The sequence below is a fragment of the Chryseobacterium sp. NG-CE01 genome (assembly GCF_055695505.1).
Window position 1 is genome coordinate 1,458,213 of the sequence record NZ_CM146369.1, and the last position, 21,316, is coordinate 1,479,528.

Consider the following 21,316-nt stretch of genomic DNA (forward strand, 5'->3'; position numbering starts at 1 on the left):
ATATGCTTTTCATATTTATTATTAAGAAGTAAATATTTTTAATGATCCATAACTGAATTTTAATGTATAATCATCATTGTTCAGTATATTATTTTTTACATTACAAAAGATAATTGCTTGGGGAAGTTTTTCCAAAGAACTGATGTTGAAGTTCTCATCTGAGATCAGCAAAACATCAATGTTTTTGGTAATTTGAGCAAAGTCTTCAATATAAGTGATCTTTCTTCTCTTTACCAGATAGTTCTGTTTGGCAATCTGTCTTTTTTGATCATCTTTAATATAGCTGAATATTCTTCTTCCTGCCTGCTGAAGAGTGATCAGTACATCTTTCTGTCCGAAATCGTCTGCAATATGAAGAATATTAGCATCCTTCGGAATATGCTTGCCGAGCTCGAAATAAACTGATTTGCTCTGTTCAAAATCCTTTTTAACTTCGTTTACCACCTCGTTGTCTTTGTATAAGAAGCTTAAAAACAGTTTTTTCTTAAAATAATTCTCATCTTCCAGCTGTTCCCTTAGAGCCGCAAATTCTTTTCTGAAAAAGGCGTTGATCTTTTTCGTCCGCTCAGAATACTCTTTGCCGAAACTTTCATCTTCTTTTTTTATTCTTTCACCCACTTTTACGGTAATAGCGCCGTCGTAGATGATAAAATCTCCCTTCGGCAATACTTCGGAATTTCCGTGAATATAAACCGGTACAATATCCAATCCGAATTGCTCAGCAAGATAAAATGCCCCTTTATGAAATCTTTTAATATCGTTTGTGTAAGATCGCTCTGCTTCCGGGAACACAGCCAGAGAATATCCTTGGTCTACTTTATCTTTTAACTTATCAATACCGTTTTCTATACCTTGGGAAACAGGATAGCATCCTAATGCCCTCACCATTTTCCCAAAAACAGGAGATTCATACACCCAGTCGTTAACCAAAAAAACAAATTTGTGAGTCGTCATGGCAACTGCAAGTATATCAAGGAACGAGGTGTGGTTTGCAATAATGATGGCAGGCCTGCTGAAATCTTCATCCGTAGCTTTAATGATCTTTTTCCTTACCCATGGATTGGTAAATAAGACAGAAGTTAAAAATTTTGCTGAAATTAATTTAAAAAAGTTTAAGGTCCTGCCTTTGGAATTCTTTGTAAACGGACTGATAAACAATGAGAAAAATAATCCTCCCAAGCCGTAATAAAGGAAAGACAATACCGAATGAATGAAAAGCCTTAGTGTAATAGGGGAAAGGCCTTTTTTTGCCCTATTGGTAATAAGTAATCTGAACCAGAAAGGATATAAGGTTGAAGTAATAACAATTACAGAAAACATTCCTATTAAAGCAACAAGCGCCAGTGAGTGAAGAGCCGGATGCCTGGCGAAGATGAGTGAACCGATTGATAAAATAGTAGTAAAAACAGCCAGAATAATAGAAGTTCTGTAAGTAGACAGTTCATTTTTACCGGTCGTATGCTCTTTTTGCATAGCTTGGGTCAGGAAGATGCTGAAATCATCTCCTACTCCGAAAACCAATGTACACACCACCGTACTGAAAATATTAAGTTCTAACCCGAGAAAATATAGCATCCCTGCCGTGACTACTCCGGTAAGGACAATCGGGAACATGGTGAGAAGCGTGAGTTCAAAATTTCTGAAAAACACAATGATCGTTAAAACAATGGCTAAAAGGGAATAATTGATCAGGGTGTTAAAATCGCGTTTCAGCAGTCCCAGAAAGTTTTCATTCATCTGCTGCCGGTCGATGGCAAGAACGTCATGTTTTTTTTCAACATCTTTAATAAAAGCGTTTCTTTTGCTTTCATCTACTTTTACGACATTCGATACGGTATAAAATCCGTTTTCCTCACTCAGGAATTCAGAGACTTGCATTGCTTTTATCTGTTCATACTCTTTAAGGCTGAGCGGAATATAGTTTTTATTTAAATTGCCATTAAACTGATTGAATGCAGCTTCATTAAAACCATACTGATTCCCGTTTTGAATGAGCTCGGAAACCGTACGTGTTTTTTTATCCGGAGTCCAGAATTTTTTCCAGTCTTCAATTTTTTTATGCTGATCTTTTTCGGAAAGCACAACTTTCCCCAGGGAATTAAAGCTTAATATTTTTCCTTCCTGCTTTTCTTTTTCGAGAAATCCGCTTAACTGCGAATTTTTTGTAAGTGCTTCTTCTGCTGAGTTTCCGTAGGAAATGGTATAAATTGATTTTGAGGTAATATCGGAAAGCTTCTGAAGTTTTGCTTCACTGATTTTTAAATCTTTGGGAATGTAATTTAAATCACCGATATCTTCATTAAATCCTACATGACGGAACCCAAAAAGGCAGGCAAGGATGATCACCGAACAGCCGATAATCAGAGGTTTATTTTTCTCATAAGGATAAGATCCTATTCTATCAATGAAATTGGCGTTGGTTTCTTTTTGCTTTTTTGGATGATACAGCTGAGGTACAATAATGAGTGCGGTGACAGACGACAGAATGACCGTAATAGCCGCAAAAAGTCCCAGATCTTTCAATGCTTCGGAACGTACAAAGACGAGACAAAGAAACGAAACCGATGTCGTGGCGCTGCTTAATATAATAGGCTGGGTGATTTCCTTGTATAACTCTTCAATATCATTATTATGCTTATAATGGGTAAGAATGTGAAGGGCGTAGTCTATCGTGATCCCAATGAGAATTGCACCTACACTTAATGAGATGGCAGAAACTTTGTCCTTTATAAAATACAGGATCAGTAATGCCAGCAAAACGGAAAACACAGTCGGCAGAAAGACGATGAGCGGTGTAAAGAAATTCCGAAAATAATAGATCAACAGCACTAATAATACAGTCATGGAAATAAGCACCGTATTCTGGATGTCTTTTTTTATCTGCTGCGCGTTGGCAACCGCAATCACCGGAGACCCGAAATAGCTGATTTCCGTTTTTCCTTTGAACTGCTTATTCAGGTTATCTTTTATTTCATTTAAATTATTGATGAACGATTCATTGTTTTTGGTATCGTTGCTTTTATTTTTAGGATCAATAAAAAGCAAAAGGTTTTTTCCGTCTTTGGTAACGATGTAGCTGTTTTCAAGTTTAAAATCCTTGCTGATATTTAGGGCGTTGAGTTTTTTGATCCCCAAAAATGTAATGCCCAGCGGATCTTTCTTGATGAATTCCTTCGTGACCAGGCTTGTAGGAGAAACGAGAGAAATATAGTTGCTTTCTACCTTTTTGGCAATGCTGTCTTTATCCAGCTTTCTTTCAATCTCCTTATAGTCGCTTTCATCCAGAAATAGCGGCAGGTTCTGATTGACAAAATCGAATGTTTCTGAGATCTCATTGTCATTTACTTTTCCCTGGACAGAGCCAATGTACTTCTGTAAAGGTTCAATTTTTTGTAGAAAAGTATCTGCGGTTTCGGAAAGCTGAAAATCATCTTCCTTTGAATGGTTTTCGATAATAACGATGATTTTATCTGAAAAGTTAAGCTGTTTCAGAACTTTTGCCGTAAGATCAGATTTTTCATTTTTGGGAATGATCTGGCTGATGTCTTCTTCAAAATTAATTTTTGAAGCAAAGAAAGCGCATACAACAGCAACCCCTGCTGCAAAAAATACAGAAAGAAGCTTGTTTTTGGAAATGAGATAATATAAAAAGATGAAAAAACGATGCATCGGATAATAAAATCAAGTGTGCAAATTTAATTTTTTCAGAATTAGTTCAAAATGTTTTCATAATAAGTTGTCAGAAAATCAATAAAATATTTAATCATAACGAAAAAAAATATACATTTGCAGAAGTTCCTATTAATAATATAAAAAAAACTAAGCATTGCTTAGAATTTATTATGTTTACAACAAATGATGAAAAAATAAACGGGTTTTTATTCGTGATAATCCTCCCGTTCCTGCTGTACTTCATGTCCTACTATGGATTTGAATCTTCTTATGCACGGCTTAAAACAATGGAAAAAGCTCCGGCGTTTATGTTCTCTTCAGTATATGCTTACAGAGTAATTCCCAATTATCTTAGTGTGCATGTTACAGAATTTTTTACTTTTATTATAGATACTTATGCTCCATTTTCGAAAAATTTTCTACTGAAACAGGGGACGTTGTTTTACCACAGTACTTTCCTTATAAACAGCTTTTTTTTCCTTTTGTCTTCAGTCATTTTACATTCGATATTCAAGATAAGCGCATCTGGAATTATTTTACATGTTACTATCAGAAGGATGCTTCATCTGCTGGCCGTTTTCTTCATTGTCATTACACAGTATGTTCCTACCAATTGTGATTCTGTTGCTGTTTTCTTTTATCTGTCGGGGTGTCTTCTTACTTTTAGGTATCTGCAAAAAAGAAAAGTTACGGATTTTGTTCTTTTACTCATTGTTATAGCGGTTTCAACATTTGTTAGGGAAACAGCATGCCTTACGATTTCTTTTTTTGCGACGATTTTCGTTGATGTTGAAAAGCTTAAGAGGAAAGACTTTTCCTTTGTGAAAGAAGTGTTCATTCTGGTTGTTGCCTTTGTGATACCTTATATTACTCTTCGGATGATTATTAACCAGAAAGTATCATTGGTAGAGGATGTGTATTTGTTCCAAAACATGACCAGTGTATTTAATTTAAGCGGTTTCGTTTTCGCATGCGTTAGCTTGTATTTTTGTTATTTATCATGTAACAACCTAGGAAAATACTTTATAAAGAAATACTTATTTTTTTCTCTTCCGTATCTTATCATGATTACTATAGTGGGGCTTTTTTGGGAAGCCAGACTGTTTATACCACTTATTCTTACAGGATTTGTATTTGTTTCGTTTCAATCTAAAAATCAATTGTCTATATCATGAGCCTGCTGCATCCATATTTTATCATTGCGATGATCTATATGCTTATTTTTAGTTATCAGGAAGTTTTTCATAATAAAGTGGAAAAAAAATGGCTTTGGATTTTTGGGGGATATCTTGTTATTCTTGCAGGACTTAGGGATAATGTTGGCCCTGATTACGGTAGCTATAGAGGAATTTATATTTATTCTGACATGAAAGATTATATTTCAATTCTGATGAATGCTGTCGGAAGAGAAGGTTCACAACCCGTAGAAGTGGAATGGCTTTATGTACTGATTAATAAAATATTGCTGAATATTTTTGGTGCTCCATTTTACGTGCTTACTTTGGTTATTGCGATTCTGGCAGTTTATTTTAAGATAGAATATACCGATGACAATACTTTCTATCCCTTTACCTTTATGCTGTTAATGTTTATTCCCGGTTTTTTTATTGGGGAAAGCGGACAGATCAGGCAAAACTTAGGTTCATTCATTGTTTATTTTGGAATGCGATACATAAAAGAGCGGAAATTCTGGTCATATTTATTATGCATCTATTTGGGTGGAGGTATTCATAATGTGTGTTTTATATTTCTTCCGATGTACTGGCTGGTAAAGATTCCTTTAAATAAATATGTGATGCTTTTTCTTATCATCGCCTCTGTATTTCTATCACCTTTTGAAATTTACAGATCTTTTGGAGGTTTTCTGAATAGTGTTGCTACAGACAATACGCTTTCTGTCGGTTTTAATGGTTATCTGGATGAATCTGTGGAAAGGATAAATGGTGCAGTTGGTATTCCCGAGGTTATGATGGCAATTCTTACATTCTTTCTTTTTGTCTTTGATGATAAGATGAAAGCGAAGTTTCCTTATTACGAATATCACAGTATTTATGTAGTTATGGGAATATGTTTTTATTTTATTTTCAGGAATAACCCTATATTTTCCTCAAGGCTTGCAGGTGCATTTATAGGTTTTTCTTATATTATAATTCCGAATGCAATGTATGTCGTTTCTGCAAGAACCAAAGGCTTGATTTATTCATTTATAATTGCACTGGTGGTTTTTAACTTTATTGTTTTTTCAGCCTTTAATAATATAAAAGCAGGACGATTTACAGTTGATCTTTACCAGAATTATCTTCTTCCATGAATTATCAAAGTTAAAATATAAACCACATAACTATAAAAATGATTAGAAATGACAATTTTTTTACTTACTAGTATTAAGTAATGTTCTTAAATATTAAAAAAACCACTTATTATGAAAAAAAAATTAGCGTCCAGGATTTTGGCTGCAATATGCTGCTTAACATCCATTTTTTATTACTCGCGTAATTACTCTCCGCCATTATTTTATGATAGCTTTAATACTCCAGCTTTTCATTCTACTGCAGTTACATTTATGTATGATTTAGATCCTCTTATTATTATCAATCAAAATGTAAACGAGAAAGGGTTGGTTGTAATGTCCGGAAAGCTTACCAAGCCTTTTACAAGTGATCATGTTAAATTATCAATCAAATATCAGGATTCACAAGGTAATTGGATTACAGGATGGTGTAAAACACTATATTCCTATAACCAGTATAATGAGAACCTTACGGCACGTTTTGAGCTCCCTGCCTCTTCTCAGAGCTTTTATAATGTAAAAGTCGAATTAAGCTCAGATACGAGCCTTAGTAATTTTAGCAGTATTGCATGGGAAAAAAGTATAAGTCATTACAAATTTGGTGATTATACGTTGACTGGCTGCGATCTTGATGAAAATGAATACACGATGCTTCTGACTCCCAAAAAAGAAGGAACATTGATAATGGATAATACAGGTAAGGTTCTCGGTGTGAAAGACAGAGTTACATCAGCTCATTTCTGGAATAAATTAAGTAATGTTTTGATGAACAATAAGAAAGATGATGTAGTCTTTTCCACCAATTATCCTTCGGAGTTGATAAATGAAATAAATGGAGACAAAGCAGTAAAGCTTTTGAATACAGGTGCAGCTGCTGATATATTGGGGTCTACTCCTGAATTTATTTATAATGAAACCACGACACATCCGATTCCTTATCTGTATAGTTATGATGATCCTGTTTATATGTTTGCAGGCAAATTCTCAGCTAACGGGCTTTTTATTAAGTTCAGCCAATGGCCTGAAGAGATTAATGGCCCGGGATATTTTAATTGGAAAAATCCTGCTTTTATAGAGAGCAGATATTTCAATATGTATAATAGAACCTGGAAATATCTGGCTGAGTTTATTCCTGATCAGCAGCCTGTTGTTATTGTGTCGAGTATTTCAACCGGGTTGAGAATTTACAAAAGTGATGGGACCTACATAAATCTAACACCGGATAGTACAAGTAATTATGGGGCTCCTTATTTCGGATATACCAATGGTTTAGGTGTTCGCAGGGGACCGGGTTCAGAAACCCTAATTGTTTCCAATACTTCCGAAATGACCTTATATGGAGTAGGAGCACTACGTAATGATATTTCTACATCGTATATAAGCAAAAGATCTATGCAGGATATAGAGAAAGAAATCTCGAAATTCATCAAATATTCAGGTATTTTTGGCTTCACTTCAGCTTATGATGACACTTCCGAATGTGCTCAAGCTTGTTTTAAGGTGAATGACGGAGCCGTTTCAGACTATTCTGTTGCGGACTGGACTAAAGCTCCTAACAGCTATATTTTTGTTCCTAATCAGGAGAATAATGGATTGTATATTCCCGTTAAAAAGGCGTATGCCATGTGGAGTAATAATAATATTATCGGAGGAAGTCCTATTCCAGCAGGAACAGCCACGGCTGAAGTGTATTGGGAAGATAATCATGGGCTAATCAGATCAGGAGAAAACTATAGCCTTGAAATTCTAGGTTCTGGCGAAAATGGCAAGATAAAAGTTCCTATTAACAAGACTAAAGAAGGAAATGCTGTAATTGCTTACAAGATCAACGGTGAAATTTTCTGGTCATGGCATGTATGGGTCACTGATGATCCTACTAACGGATCTTCTTATAAAAGTTTTGAAGGTCTTAAAAGACAGAAAAGTGATGGTACAGTAGATTTAATTCCTGATGCTGATTGGGGATGGATGGATAGAAATCTTGGTGCTGTAGGAAGCTCTCTAACCGGAGATGATTGGATTAGGAATGGTGGACTCCTTTACCAATGGGGAAGAAAAGATCCAATTCCTCCGTTGATAACTAAAGGTAATGATGCTTACGAAGTTTCCGGAACTGTAGGAAGAATAAGACACAGGCAAGCTAAAAACTGGCAAAATAATGCGAAAAAGATAGATGATCTTATAAAATATATACCTCTTTCAAATGCTCAGGTTACTAATAATATTCGCCTGTCCGTTAAAAATCCATTAAGTATTATCTATATAAATAAGAATGACAATTCTGGGCTAGCATTTTATAATAATAATCCAGATCTTCCTGTAAACTGGTTTGGGACATCCGGACTTTCAGCTCCCAGAATGACAGAGCTAAATCTGTGGTCCGATAACTCAAAAGGGATAGTCAAAACCAACTACAATACCGACAATGGAGCTAACTCTTATAAAGATAAATCTGTGTTTGATCCTTGTCCTAATGGGTGGAGAATACCATCTGTGTTAGTAGCAAATCTTGGTAATGGTAATTATGTCGATGATATAAGAGTGGACTTTAGCCCTTTTGGAATTAGAAGTAATATGGGTATTGATGCTTTTGAAGCTAACAAGTATCACATTATTAAACCTAATGACAATAACACTCCTGGCTATTTGAAAGGAATAAAAATTTATCCTAATATAGGAATGGACTTTAGTAGCGTAGGCGGAAATAATATGGGAGTTTTCCCTGGTACAGGTGTTCTTGTAAAAGGTTTTCTTAATTACCATGAAGGACAATATACGGATCAGCATGAAACGTATTTGTGGACTGCTACTATGGCAAGATTTAGTGCTGCCGTTCCTGCTGTGCTTGCAAGAGGCTTGCGTCTGATTCCGGACAAAGATCAGTTGGATATTCCGGATGCTTCTCTTTCATCAATAAAAGGAAGATTTCAATATTATCCTTTGGGAAAAATAGAAACATCAGCTGCCAATGGATGCAGATGTATCAAAGATCCTTTATTTAAAGTTAATAAATATGATTTTCCAACAGAATTTTTTAAAGATACTCCTGAGTACTTAGAAGGACTGAATAATCCAAATACGTATACTATTGTTAAAAGTAATGAAGAGTCCACTATTCAGATTCCTGTGAGTAAAGCTTTTTCTGTACAAAGCCAATTGCTAAATAATACAGATGTTTTAAATCCTTTGAATTTTAATAATTTGAGAACAAACGTACTATGGTCTACAAATCCTTCTTTGATCAGTAATATCTCAATTAATAATTCAAGTCCGGGCTCATTGTCAGCAATATCAAATACTAATATTAAAATTAAGATTGCACCCAATCAAAGTGGTAATGCGGTTATTACATTGCACAACGGAAGTATCAATAATCCGGTATATTGGAGTTGGCATATTTGGGTGACAAATACTCCTATTAGTTCCGTCTCCTATACAACAGATCTTTCTACAACAGCAGCACCAAACTACATTAATTATGTAAATGGAAGTGCAGTATTGTCAACGGAAATTATGGACAGGAATTTAGGTGCAATAGAGACATTTCCTACAATAATAGGAGATAACCTTAACCCGGAAGCACAGCCCGGAGCGGCAGAACAAATTATTCTTTCCGGAGGTCTGCATTATCAGTGGGGAAGAAAAGATCCTTTTCCTACCTATCGGCCAGCTTACCAGGCAAATTCTCAATTTCCTACGTATTATAATAATGCTGTTAAATATTATAAAGGAAGTGTGAATGCTGATGGTACAATAACATATAATGAACTGAATGAAACAACATTTTATTCTGACTATACAAAAGCTTATAATTCTTATAGTAATGCTGCTAATTTACTTTCTACAGATAAACCGGGTGATAAAATAGCTAAAATTCTTGCTTATGCCGTTAAAAACCCGCTGGAATTTATGATCCCCAGTACACTTTCTTCTTATGATCCTGCTCCAAGCGGTACGGGAAGATATACCAACGGCTCAGACTGGTTATCGCCAGATCCTAATCTGGCTGCGGACCGTTGGGGCCGAGGTGGAAAAAAATCTCCGTTTGATCCCTGTCCTGATGGGTGGAGAATTCCGGATTACACAAATTCTGAACCAAGTGGAGGGTATGGGGTTTCACCGTGGTATAAAAAAGGTTTAGGAATAGGGGGTTGATACTAATCAGATAATAAATAACTATTTAGGAACCAGAATCAGAGTGGCAAACAGTGTGAATGCAGGATTTAATTTTTATAATAATATTTATCAAATAGGAAATTATCCTGTTTTCACCGGAACTAGAGCAATCAGAAATGTAGAAACCAATGATACTCCAAATTATAATTCTATTAATAGTACTTATAGTCTTTTCTGGAGTGCAGCACTGAATTCTAATTATAGAGGGAGACCGATTGGATATTTATTTCAGATAAATAATAATATTCCTGAAAAGAATTATTTCACTCCTTACAATGACAAAAATGATCCATATTTCGGAGCAAGTTGCAGATGTGTAAAAATAAAATATGACAATAATGGAAATGAGCAAGGTCCTATTCCGAGACTTTCTGTTAATAATATAGTTTCGGGTAAACAGGCAGGTATCTTAACAAAAGCAGCTGTCAAAGAAAAAGTTTCAGATACTAAAACTCAAATATTTCCAAACCCTGTTAAAAATTTCTTATATATTAAATCAGATAATCAGAAAGATTATTATTATCAGATTTATAATATGTCCGGCCAGCTTATTAAGTCGGGAAAATTTGAAGATGAAAAAACAGATTTATCTTCTTTAACAACGGGAGTATATTTAATTAGAATTAATAACTCGGAAAACGTAATAAAAATTATTAAAGAATAGTTAATTTATTTCATGATTTAACCGGAAGGAATCTTGCGGTTTTTAATTTTGAACCAGATCAGATTATTTCGTTACAAATGATAAATTAATTACTTAAAACATACTATGATACCGAATAAATTCCTGGCATTCTTCAATATAAAGATATGTATCTATTTTTTAATTGCAGTTACTGCGATTTATACCCTTATGTTTACCTGTTATTACAATTTTAAAGACGATGGATATATCCTTGCCGACTGGCTCATTAATTATCAGGATGGAGGTTTTAAAAGAAGAGGTTTATCAGGAAGTTTCTTTTTCTTGTTGCAGGATATAACGGGTTTACGGCTTAATTATCTTGTGTATTTTTTTCAGTTTACTATTATTTCTGGCTTTTTTTTGCTCTACTCAAAACTCATCCGTTATAAAGTTACAGACCTGTTGTACTTATCTCTCTTGTTATCATCCATAGGTTTTGTAGGACTTCTCAATACAGTTACTTACGTAGGAAAAAAAGAGTTTATTCTCTTTCTGATATTTACTTGGTTTGTTTATGTTCTAGACCATGACAAACTCTCAAAATATAAAGAATATGCTGTATGTGCTGCGCTTGTTATAACCAGTCTTTTGCATGAAGCAGTTGTATTTTATGTACCTTATTTTGCAATCGCTCTATATCTGAAAACCGGAAAATTTGAATTTAAAAGATATATCAAATATTTTCTTTCGGTGGGCATTCCGTGTTTAATCTTATTTTTCTTTGGAAAAAATATTAATGAAGGAAAATCATTGGAGATTCTCGCAGCAAGAGGCGTTCATCCAGTTTACGGAATCTTTTATTGGAATATCAATGAGAGGGATTATATTAAAGAGCATATCGGTGAATATGTTTTGTATTTCATAAGCTTAAGCTTTAGTATTTTTCACATTAATTATTATTTAAAATTTCTAAGAAACAGAAAGTTAATATCTATTTTATTAATCTGTGCTTTTTTATTTTCATTTCCACTTTTTTATCTGGCTATTGACTGGGGAAGATGGATGTACATTCATATGATAATGATCATTGTTCTTTTTGCTTTGTTACTAAAGACAGGAAGCTCTGCATACGTATTTGAGCCATTTATTATTAACAGAAAATTCTACACTGTTTTATTCATTATTATTTTCTCTCTGATCTATAGGGTTGAGATGTCCGGAAAAGGCTTTACCTTTGAAGGAATACTGTACAGAGTGTTTGTAGCACCGCTGGAATTATTAAATAAAATGTGATTCCAAAAACCTATCTAATAAAAAAACTTTACTTTTGCAAAAATTTTAGAATGTCGAAAAATTTAGTAATCGTCGAATCACCGGCAAAAGCAAAAACGATTCAGAAGTATTTGGGGAAGGATTTTGAAGTGAAATCCAGCTTCGGACATATCCGTGATCTTCCTAAAAAAGGAATGGGAATCGATTTGTCAACCTTCAGTCCTGATTACGAAGTTTCTGCAGACAAAAAGAAATTGGTGACAGAGCTGAAAGCAGCCGTGAAAAAAGCCGAAATGGTTTGGCTCGCATCCGATGAGGACCGCGAAGGAGAAGCTATCGCATGGCACCTTGCAGACGAACTGAAACTAAAGCCTGAAAACAGAAAAAGAATCGTTTTTCATGAAATTACTAAGAATGCCATTCTGAAAGCTATAGAAAACCCAAGAGATATAGATCAGAACCTGGTGAATGCCCAGCAGGCAAGAAGAGTGCTGGACAGGATCGTGGGATTTGAGATGTCTCCGGTACTCTGGAAAAAAGTAAAACCGGGGTTGTCTGCAGGAAGAGTGCAGTCTGTAGCGGTAAGACTTGTGGTGGAAAGAGAAAAAGAAATCCGTGAGTTTGTTCCAAAAGCGAGCTTCAAGCTCGACGGAGTTTTCCAGAATAAAGCAAACCAGGAAATTGCTGCAAAGCTTAAAAAAGATTTCGATAAAGAGCAGGATGCTGAAAAGTTCATAGAGCTTGCAAGAACCACAGAGTTCAAAGTGTTGAATGTGGAAACAAAGCCGGGAACAAGATCTGCTTCGGCACCTTTTACAACCTCAACCCTGCAGCAGGAAGCATCTTCAAGATTAGGATACAATGTAACGACAACCATGCGTCTTGCGCAGAGATTATACGAAGAAGGTTTTATTACATATATGAGAACCGATTCCGTAAACCTTTCCCAGGAAGCGATTGAAGGAGCAAAGAAACAGATCACCTCAGAATACGGAGCCGAATATTCTTCACCACGAAATTATACCACAAAATCATCATCCGCTCAGGAGGCTCACGAGGCAATCCGTCCTACGGATTTTGGGGTGAAAACAGTAAGCGATGTACAGCTGAACAGGTTATATCAATTAATTTACAGAAGAACACTGGCTTCTCAGATGGCCAATGCTAAAATCGAAAAAACAGTCATTGAGATTGGAAATGCAAAATTACCGCAGAATTTTGAAGCGCAGGGAGAGGTAATTATCTTCGATGGTTTCTTAAAAGCGTATGGCATTGTAAAAACCGAAGACGATGACGAAGAAAACAACGAAAAGCTGCTGCCGAAAGTACAGATAGGTGAAGTTTTGGACTATAAAAAAATTACTGCTACAGAGAAATTCACGAGACCAAGTGCAAGATATACCGAAGCAGGCTTGGTAAGAAAGCTTGAAGAACTTGGTATCGGGCGTCCGTCTACGTATGCGCCGACCATTCAGACTATCCAGAATCGTGAGTATGTAGATAAGCGCGAGATCGAGCCGCAAACCCGTGAAGTCGTAAAAATCTCTCTGGTAAAAGATAATATAAAGAAAGAAGTCCTTGAAGAAAAATTCGGAGGGGATAAAAATAAATTTGTCCCTACCGACATCGGTGAAGTGGTAAATGACTTCCTGACAGACAATTTTAAAGAAATTCTTGACTATGGTTTTACCGCTAGAGTGGAAGAAAGCTTTGATGAAATTGCGAGCGGAGACCAGAAATGGAAGATTATGATGACGGATTTCTATTCGAAATTCCATCCGAGAATTGAAGATGTAGAAGAAAATGCAGACCGCGCTACCGGCGACAGGCTTCTTGGAATCGATCCGAAAACAGGGAAAAATGTTCACGCCAGGATCGGAAGATTCGGAGCAATGATCCAGATCGGGGAGACGGAGGATGAAGAAAAGCCGGTTTTCGCATCGTTAATGACAGGGCAGAATATCGCGACCATTACTCTTGAAGAAGCACTGGAATTATTTAAGCTTCCGTTTGACCTCAGCGAAGTAGACGGACAGCCGGTTTCCGTAGGAGTAGGAAGATTCGGGCCATATGTGAAATGGGGCGAAACGTACATCAGCATTCCTAAAGGGGAAGATCCGCTTTCGGTAGACCAGAAGCGTGCAGAAGAAATCATCAACGAAAAGAAAATTGCAGACACACCAATTGCCACCTATAAAGGAGAACCGGTAACGAAAGGTTCCGGAAGATTCGGGCCGTTTATCAAGTACAAAGATATTTTCGTGAACGTTCCGAAGCGGTATGACTTTGAGAATCTTTCCCAAAGTGATATCAACGAATTAATTGATGCTAAACTGGAAAAAGAAGCCAACCGATACATCCAGCAATGGGAAAAAGAAAAAATTTCTATTGAAAACGGAAGATGGGGACCATTTGTAAAATTCGGAAAAGCAATGTTTAAAATTCCTAAAAAAGCGGATGATACCAAATATGAAGCAGAAGAATTGAAAGAGATTTCGCTTGATGAGGTTAAAAAATGGATCACCGATCAGGATCCTAAAGCTTTTGCTGAGAAGAAAAAGCCTGCAGCGAAAAAGACAGCTGCCAAGAAGACCACAACAGCGAAAAAGCCTGCGGCAAAAAAACCGGCAGCGAAGAAATAAAGTAGTTTTATAAGATATGAAGCACAGATTTTTGGTCTGTGCTTTTTTTATTTAATGAAGAGAGGGGATTAAGATACCTATTAATATTGTTTAAAATTGTAATACTCAATGCCTGCGGGCTTCACAAACCATTCTTTTATAGTCAGCAGCCAGCCTTTCACCTTCAAAATCCAGGCAAAAAGCCTGATTCTTCACCCTTTTTGCCTCAACGTTGAGCCTTTTAGGTTCATCGACGAGCCTTTTTGCATGAAAATTCACCCTTTTTGCATGAAAAACGACCCTTTTTGGCTGGACGTTGAGCCTAAAAGGGTCGTTTGTGAATCATAGAGCACCAATTATTCTTTTTTAGGCAGCTTTTTATAGCTTCTTCTTATAAATCGCTGACTGAGATCTTCATAGACCGGTTTTGCCGTGGGAACTCCCTTGTCATAAGCTTCTTTTGCAGTGCCGTAATAAAACATGGCGGCAGTCAGGGCCTCACTTCCTGCAAGGATCACTGTATCTTTGATATCTGATGCCAGCTGTGTCGCCAGATTCCCAAGCGGATCAAGTGCTGTCACCAAAGCTTCATCTTTCAAAAATTCTGTTTTGTTCATGTAATTGGGGATGAATTCGGGATTGGTTTCCATATAGCTTTTTACCTTTTGTACGGTAGCCACCGTTTTGTCGCCCATTTTAAAGATAGATTCTTTTTCTGCTGAGGTTAAGGCCTGTAAGTAAGGCGCAAGAAGTGCTTTGCATTCCTGTAGTTTTTGATGCACCTCTGCAATAACAGACTGAGGAATTTCTACACTGATCTGGTTTTGTGTACTCATCGTTTGTGATTTTTAATTGTTAAACAGCTAAAAGTAAGAAAATTTCAGAAGAAGAAATCATGATAATCATTGAATATTATTATGTTAACAGAACCCATGTTAAACTTTGGTAAAGTGATACCCCCTAACAAACATACCCTCATGCGCAGGATAGTCATTGAAAATCTTTCTATTAATTTAGCTTAAAATCAAATCAATGAAAAATTCCGGAAACTTTACCCGAAAAGAATTTCTTCAGACCTCAGCGTTGGGAATGGCTGCCGTATTGTTGGGATCATCATTCACCAGCTTACTATCTTCGGAAGAAAAGCCTTATTTCAGGTTGAAGCCCATTGGAAGATCACTCGCTTTGGAAGGCTACTACATTTGGTGCAGTTCTCCAATTTGGGGTGAAGACGGAAAAGTTCATCTCTTCTATTCCCGATGGAAGAAAGAAAAAGGAATGGGAGGATGGCTCAACGGATCTGAAATTTGTCGCGCCGAAGCCAATTCTCCATTTGATATATTCGAACATAAACAGGTGATTTTGGCTCCACGAGGGGAGGACTTTTGGGATGCTACCACTTGTCATAATCCTTTAATTAAGAAAATTGGCAATCAATATTTGTTGTTTTTCATGGGGAATTCCAACGGAAAAACCAATACCAAAAGAATCGGGCTGGCAACTTCAGACAGTATTGACGGACCATGGACAAGACCTGACCAGCCGCTGCTGCTCCCCGGAAATAAAGGTTCCTGGGACGACCACTGTACCACGAATCCCGCTTTTGTAAAAGGAAATGACGGAAAATACTGGCTGTTTTATAAATCCTGGAACACGCATGAGTACGAAACCCAGAAATGTTCGGTCAGAGGAAACAGGAAATACGGTCTGGCAAAAGCCGATTCTCCAGTCGGTCCCTACAGGAAAATTTCTGAAAATCCTGTCATTGACTTTTCATCGTTGCCCAATAATGCTCAGCTTGAAGATGCTTTTGTCTGGAAACAGAAAGATAAATTTCACATGATCGCCCGGGATATGGGATTTTTTAATCACGAATTTGGATTGCATCTTATGACGAAAGACGGAATGAGCTGGACAAAACCGGAAGTTGCCTACCTGAATATGCAGCATTATACCACAGAGCCTAATCCTCCGGCGCACCTGAAAAGATTCGGAAGATTGGAAAGGCCCATGCTTTTACTGGATAAAGATGGAGAAACGCCGCGATTTTTGTTTGGAGCTACCCAGGGAGGAGATTTTCAGACTTCTACCACTTTTGTTTTTGAAATTTTAAATAAAATATAATTTTACACGGAATTACCTTTACAAAAGCTTCTTTAATTAATTTAAAATTTAACCGCAAAAGAAACAAAAGTATCTCGTAGATGCTCATTAACAATAAAGTTTTCAAAAGGATAAAATCGAAGATTTTAAGGATTAGAATTTCTTTTAATCTTGTTCAATGATAAGATTAAACTATATTATTTTCTATCTATTGTGCTTTGACTACCCCGCTTTGGTTTATGGTTAAATAAAAGTTAGGCCGGTTTAAAGTTTTAAACTTTAAGTTGAAGTCATCGCTGTTATTTTATGCTTGGGAAATAATTTAATTTTAATATTTTTGATCTCAATATATATATTGAAAGGGAATCATGAATTTTGAAGATTTTATTATTTCGCCGAGAAATTTCAAAACAGAAAGCTGGCAGATCGGAAGCCGGATTACAAAAGATATAAAGGAAGACAGCATTGTTCTTCTTTTCGTTTCGGATTACAGAGGTGCCAACGGAGATGCGGAAGTACAGGATTTTACGGGAATCAGGAGAGAATTTTATAAACTTTCACAGCTTGATTTTGAAATTCCTGTGGTAGATCTGGGCGATCTTGTTTCGGGAAAGTCGGTTCAGGATTCCCATTATATATTGCAGGAAGTGCTTTCGGCATGTCATTATAAACGGGCTATTCCGGTGATTATCGGAGGCTCGAATGATTTTTCGTTTTCCCTGTTTTCTGCATTGAATTTTCATACGAAAAATATCAATTATACCCAGATCAGCAATATTATTTCGCTTCAGCAGGGAGAACTTATTAACGAATATACGTTCCTCAGCAAGATTTTCGGAGCAAAGAATTTTTCAATTAAAAATTATCATCACCTCGGCTATCAGAAACACCTTAATGAAATTGACTCCGTAAGACTTATAAAAGAAGTTGAATTTGATATTATCCGTCTTGCAGAAATGATGAATTCTACGGAAAAGACAGAACCTTTTTTCAGAAAGGCAGACCTGGTGACAGTAAATTGTGATGCTATCGAAAGCTTCGCAGAACCTTTTTCCATGAATCCGCAGGTGAACGGACTGAACAGAAGGGAAATTTGCGCTTACATGAAAGAAATCGGGCTCAGCGAAAACCTGAAATCGGTGGGGATTTTTAATTATAATATTTACTCCGAAAATCAGCTCAACCACCAGCTTCTGGCACAAATGATCTGGTATCTTATCGAAGGGATCAATATTCAGAGATCACATCCTAAGGAACGACACTATGAAGTATTTTATGTTCTGGTTGATGACAGGCAGTATGCTTTTAAACGGGACACTTTCAGTAATCTCTGGTACTTCGGGGATGATGAAAATATCGAAAACTGCGTTCCCTGTTCCCGGAAAGATTTTGATGAAGCTAAAAAAGGCTGGCTGAATGCACGGCTGACGAAAATTTAATATATGAAACATGTTCCCTCAAAAGTTTCTGTTATTGTTCCGGTTTACAATGTTGAAAAATATCTCGCCAAATGTCTAGAGTCTTTAATTTGTCAGACTCATCAGAATATAGAAATTCTGGTTGTGAATGACGGAAGTACAGATCGTTCTGAAGAGATCATTCGTGAGTATACGCACCAGCATCCGGACAAAATAAAATCCTATCTTAAAGAAAACGGAGGTCTCAGTGATGCGCGGAATTTTGGAATCGACAGGGCGACAGGAGACTATATCGGCTTTGTGGACAGCGATGATTATGTAAATCCTTCAATGTTCGAAGAAATGGCCGCGCTGGCCGAAAAGCATGACGCAGAAATGGTCATCTGTAATATACAGAAAGTCAATCAGCGCGGAAGAATCATACAAAAGCTTACCCAGGTTCCCAATATGCCGGAAAAAATAGATCTTGAAAATAATTTTTCCGTTTTCTCTGATATCAGCTATTTTGCCTGCAACAAGCTGTTCAAAAAAAATCTTTTTGAGGAAAAGAGATTTAAAAAGAATATTCATTTTGAAGATATCCAGCTTATTCCACGGCTTTTACTGGATTGTACAACAATAGCGCAAACCCAGAATTATCATTATCAGTATCTTGAAAGAAATGACTCCATCAGTAAAACCCATACGGAAAAAGGTCTTGATATATTAAGAGCAGTGGAGGATGTAGAAGAGTATTTCAGAACAACAAAATATTCGGTTAAAAGCCGGGAACTTAAAAATTTTCAGATTTTTGAAGGGGTGTATTCCTTTGTAGCGTATCTCGCATTTGTTAAAAATGATGACGTTTTCTACAAAATGTGTGAAAAGCTTGAATATTTTATGAAAAAAAGGGATATAAAACTTAAAAATTTATTACAATTTAGTCGTTTTGGTAAGAATTATATATTATCTTTGTCACTGAAAAAAAGCATTTTTTATCTTTTATTTTTTGCCGGGCAGAAAAGACTGATAAGAAAATTTATATAAAACACAAATGTAAGTGCTGTTTCGGGGATAAGCTTACACAATTATTTCCAGGATATTCCAGAGAAGATCGGCAGCGCTTTTAAATGAAAAAAGATGAAAAATTTTGAATTATTTTTAGCTCAATCGGGTCTTCCCATATTTTATGTCAAGATAGGACTTGGTTTTTTATTTTCTTTTTTAATCACTTTTTTTTCGATTCCTACCATCATCAAGATTTCCAGAAAGAAGAATCTGATGGATGAGCCGGTGGCAAGAAGTTCGCATCTGCGGAAAATTGCAAATCTCGGAGGGATTGCCATATTTTATTCCATAGGGATCTGCGCACCCATTTTTGCGTACGAACTTTTCGATCTTTATAAATTTCTGTTTGCATCATTGGTAATTCTTCTCTATGTGGGCGTTATGGATGATATTGTTGTAATGAGGGCTTATAAAAAACTTATTGCACAGATCGTGGTATCATGCTTTGTTGTGATCGGTTCCGATATCAGGATCAGAAGTCTTTTCGGGATTTTCGGGATTTTCGAAATTAATTATTTCTTAAGTGTAATCTTCAGTATTATTACATTCATCATTCTGATCAATGCTTTTAATCTTATTGACGGGATCGACGGTCTTGCCGGCGGATATTCTTTGATCTGCAGTGCTCTTTTCGGAATAAGTTATTACAGATTAGGCGCATACAACTATCCGCTGGTTGTATTATCGGTAATTATCATGGGATCTGTACTCGCTTTTTTATATTATAATTTGTCCCACTACAGGGCCAACAAAATCTTCATGGGCGATACAGGATCCATGCTTTTAGGATTTCTGCTGGCTTTCACATCCATTTCTTTTATTGATATTTTTATTGATAAAAATCTTCCCGATGTTCCCCGCTATCATCTGCAGTCTGCTCCGGTAGTTGCGGTAGCCATTCTTATTCTGCCGATTGTAGATACGCTGAATGTTATCATCATCAGGTTACTCAATAAAAAGTCTCCTTTCGATGCGGACAAAAATCATATTCATCACAGGCTTTTAAGACTAAATCTTACGCACAGAAGGTCGTCCGGATATATCATTCTGTATTATCTCTTTGTAGTTGGTTTAGCCTATTTTTTAAGACATACCAATGTAAATCTATTACTTTTTATCATAATATCTTTAGGGTTTTTAGGCGCATATATCCCTCATTTTATTTATGCGCTGAGACATATCAAAGACACTAAAAATTAATCTGTTTCACAATAATTTCAAAAATACGATGAAGAATTATAAGTATTTATATTTATTAATGCTGCCTTTTTTACTGGTATCCTGTATTACAACGAAGGACGTCCGGTACATGCAGCCGAATGAAAGCCTGGTAATCAATGAAGAGGGGCTTATTCCCTATAATATTCCTGTATATAGAATTACCAGAAATGATATATTAAACCTGAATATTGTTACCACTCCGAAAGGAGACGCTGCCCAGTTTTATTCGTCATTGAATACTTTGGGAACTAATGTGCCCGCTACACCAGGAAATGGTAATGTTTCAGCTTTAAATCATGTAAGTATAAGAGGAAGCGGAGGAAATTCTGTATTTTATTTCAACGGATTAAAAGTAGATTCCAATGGTGATATTAACGTTTTTGGCATTGGTTACATAAAAGCAGAGGGCAGAACCATTGAAGAAGTGGCGCAGGAAATACAAACCAAGGTTAACGAAAACTTTCAGGAAGGGAAATCCGAAGTCAGACTCAATACTGACGGGATAACCTATTATATCCTGGGAGATACTGAAACGACAGGTCTCACGGGTGAAAAAGTTGCGCATAAGAATACACTCAATATTACAGAGGCGCTGGCCATGAATGGCGGGCTCAACAAAACCATAGATAAAAAGAATATCGTTATCCACCGAAAGCTGCCGGAAGGAATCAAGGTGGCCAAAATTGATCTTACACGGGAAGATGTTATGAATTCACCTTATTACTATGTACAGAATGGAGACGAAATATACCTTAATACAAGGGCAAAAAGTCTGAATGGTTTGGGAAAAGATCCTATTCAGACATTAACTACGGCAGTGTCGGTGATTACCACTGCACTGTCTATTTATCTCCTTCTTAAAAATCTTTAA

14 protein-coding genes are annotated in these 21,316 nt (G+C 36.3%); 11 read left to right on the forward strand and 3 right to left on the reverse strand.

Annotation, left to right across the window (positions count from 1 at the left end; translation table 11 throughout):
• Positions 1-21 precede the first annotated feature (21 nt).
• Positions 22-3,669, reverse strand: coding sequence for an MMPL family transporter (locus ACYT6F_RS07155; protein WP_472600540.1), 3,648 nt, complete (start codon positions 3,667-3,669; stop codon positions 22-24).
• A 173-nt stretch (positions 3,670-3,842) separates the two neighbouring features.
• On the opposite strand from ACYT6F_RS07155, the gene ACYT6F_RS07160 reads away from it, so the two are divergent.
• The 6 genes from ACYT6F_RS07160 to topA all read left to right on the forward strand — a co-directional run bounded on the left by ACYT6F_RS07160 (position 3,843) and on the right by topA (position 14,677).
• On the forward strand, positions 3,843-4,847 hold the full coding sequence (locus tag ACYT6F_RS07160) for a hypothetical protein (RefSeq protein ID WP_472600541.1): 1,005 nt from the start codon (positions 3,843-3,845) through the stop codon (positions 4,845-4,847).
• Complete coding sequence (locus ACYT6F_RS07165) at positions 4,844-5,983, forward strand: EpsG family protein (RefSeq protein WP_472600542.1); 1,140 nt, start codon at positions 4,844-4,846, stop codon at positions 5,981-5,983. Before ACYT6F_RS07160 ends, ACYT6F_RS07165 begins: the two co-directional genes overlap by 4 nt.
• Before the next feature lie 111 nt (positions 5,984-6,094).
• On the forward strand, positions 6,095-10,117 hold the full coding sequence (locus ACYT6F_RS07170; protein ID WP_472600543.1) for a hypothetical protein: 4,023 nt from the start codon (positions 6,095-6,097) through the stop codon (positions 10,115-10,117).
• 55 nt (positions 10,118-10,172) lie between these two features.
• On the forward strand, positions 10,173-10,802 hold the full coding sequence (locus ACYT6F_RS07175; protein WP_472600544.1) for a T9SS type A sorting domain-containing protein: 630 nt from the start codon (positions 10,173-10,175) through the stop codon (positions 10,800-10,802).
• A gap of 105 nt (positions 10,803-10,907) precedes the next feature.
• Positions 10,908-12,056, forward strand: a complete 1,149-nt coding sequence (locus tag ACYT6F_RS07180) for a hypothetical protein (RefSeq protein WP_472600545.1) — start codon at positions 10,908-10,910, stop codon at positions 12,054-12,056.
• Between the two features lie 50 nt (positions 12,057-12,106).
• Positions 12,107-14,677: a type I DNA topoisomerase gene (gene topA, locus ACYT6F_RS07185; protein WP_472600546.1), complete on the forward strand. Its 2,571-nt coding sequence runs from the start codon at positions 12,107-12,109 to the stop codon at positions 14,675-14,677.
• Positions 14,678-14,782: 105 nt separating this feature from the next.
• On the opposite strand, the gene ACYT6F_RS07190 is transcribed toward topA, so the two are convergent.
• Both ACYT6F_RS07190 and ACYT6F_RS07195 read right to left on the reverse strand, forming a co-directional pair.
• Positions 14,783-14,935: a hypothetical protein gene (locus ACYT6F_RS07190; protein WP_472600547.1), complete on the reverse strand. Its 153-nt coding sequence runs from the start codon at positions 14,933-14,935 to the stop codon at positions 14,783-14,785.
• Positions 14,936-15,012: 77 nt separating this feature from the next.
• Entirely contained in the window at positions 15,013-15,492 is a 480-nt protein-coding gene (locus ACYT6F_RS07195) for a hypothetical protein (RefSeq protein ID WP_472600548.1), read from the reverse strand.
• 196 nt (positions 15,493-15,688) lie between these two features.
• Here ACYT6F_RS07195 and ACYT6F_RS07200 point away from each other — a divergent pair, with 196 nt between their 5' ends.
• The 5 genes from ACYT6F_RS07200 to ACYT6F_RS07220 all read left to right on the forward strand — a co-directional run bounded on the left by ACYT6F_RS07200 (position 15,689) and on the right by ACYT6F_RS07220 (position 21,316).
• Positions 15,689-16,780, forward strand: coding sequence for a glycoside hydrolase family protein (locus ACYT6F_RS07200; RefSeq protein ID WP_472600549.1), 1,092 nt, complete (start codon positions 15,689-15,691; stop codon positions 16,778-16,780).
• Positions 16,781-17,127: 347 nt separating this feature from the next.
• Complete coding sequence (locus tag ACYT6F_RS07205) at positions 17,128-18,198, forward strand: formimidoylglutamase (RefSeq protein WP_472600550.1); 1,071 nt, start codon at positions 17,128-17,130, stop codon at positions 18,196-18,198.
• A gap of 3 nt (positions 18,199-18,201) precedes the next feature.
• The gene (locus ACYT6F_RS07210; protein WP_472600551.1) at positions 18,202-19,203 is read left to right on the forward strand and encodes a glycosyltransferase family 2 protein; all 1,002 of its coding nucleotides are present in this window, start codon (positions 18,202-18,204) and stop codon (positions 19,201-19,203) included.
• 93 nt (positions 19,204-19,296) lie between these two features.
• Positions 19,297-20,424 (forward strand): glycosyltransferase family 4 protein, encoded by a 1,128-nt coding sequence (locus tag ACYT6F_RS07215; RefSeq protein ID WP_472600552.1) that lies wholly within the window; start codon positions 19,297-19,299, stop codon positions 20,422-20,424.
• Between the two features lie 28 nt (positions 20,425-20,452).
• On the forward strand, positions 20,453-21,316 hold the full coding sequence (locus ACYT6F_RS07220) for a polysaccharide biosynthesis/export family protein (protein WP_472600553.1): 864 nt from the start codon (positions 20,453-20,455) through the stop codon (positions 21,314-21,316).

What these genes read in the sequence shown, in the direction of transcription:
- ACYT6F_RS07155 (WP_472600540.1), bottom strand. Translation starts at nt 3,669, where the DNA reads ATGCATCGTTTTTTCATCTTTTTATATTATCTCATTTCCAAAAACAAG.
- ACYT6F_RS07160 (WP_472600541.1), top strand. Translation starts at nt 3,843, where the DNA reads ATGTTTACAACAAATGATGAAAAAATAAACGGGTTTTTATTCGTGATA.
- ACYT6F_RS07165 (WP_472600542.1), top strand. Translation starts at nt 4,844, where the DNA reads ATGAGCCTGCTGCATCCATATTTTATCATTGCGATGATCTATATGCTT.
- ACYT6F_RS07170 (WP_472600543.1), top strand. Translation starts at nt 6,095, where the DNA reads ATGAAAAAAAAATTAGCGTCCAGGATTTTGGCTGCAATATGCTGCTTA.
- ACYT6F_RS07180 (WP_472600545.1), top strand. Translation starts at nt 10,908, where the DNA reads ATGATACCGAATAAATTCCTGGCATTCTTCAATATAAAGATATGTATC.
- topA (WP_472600546.1), top strand. Translation starts at nt 12,107, where the DNA reads ATGTCGAAAAATTTAGTAATCGTCGAATCACCGGCAAAAGCAAAAACG.
- ACYT6F_RS07195 (WP_472600548.1), bottom strand. Translation starts at nt 15,492, where the DNA reads ATGAGTACACAAAACCAGATCAGTGTAGAAATTCCTCAGTCTGTTATT.
- ACYT6F_RS07200 (WP_472600549.1), top strand. Translation starts at nt 15,689, where the DNA reads ATGAAAAATTCCGGAAACTTTACCCGAAAAGAATTTCTTCAGACCTCA.
- ACYT6F_RS07205 (WP_472600550.1), top strand. Translation starts at nt 17,128, where the DNA reads ATGAATTTTGAAGATTTTATTATTTCGCCGAGAAATTTCAAAACAGAA.
- ACYT6F_RS07210 (WP_472600551.1), top strand. Translation starts at nt 18,202, where the DNA reads ATGAAACATGTTCCCTCAAAAGTTTCTGTTATTGTTCCGGTTTACAAT.
- ACYT6F_RS07215 (WP_472600552.1), top strand. Translation starts at nt 19,297, where the DNA reads ATGAAAAATTTTGAATTATTTTTAGCTCAATCGGGTCTTCCCATATTT.
- ACYT6F_RS07220 (WP_472600553.1), top strand. Translation starts at nt 20,453, where the DNA reads ATGAAGAATTATAAGTATTTATATTTATTAATGCTGCCTTTTTTACTG.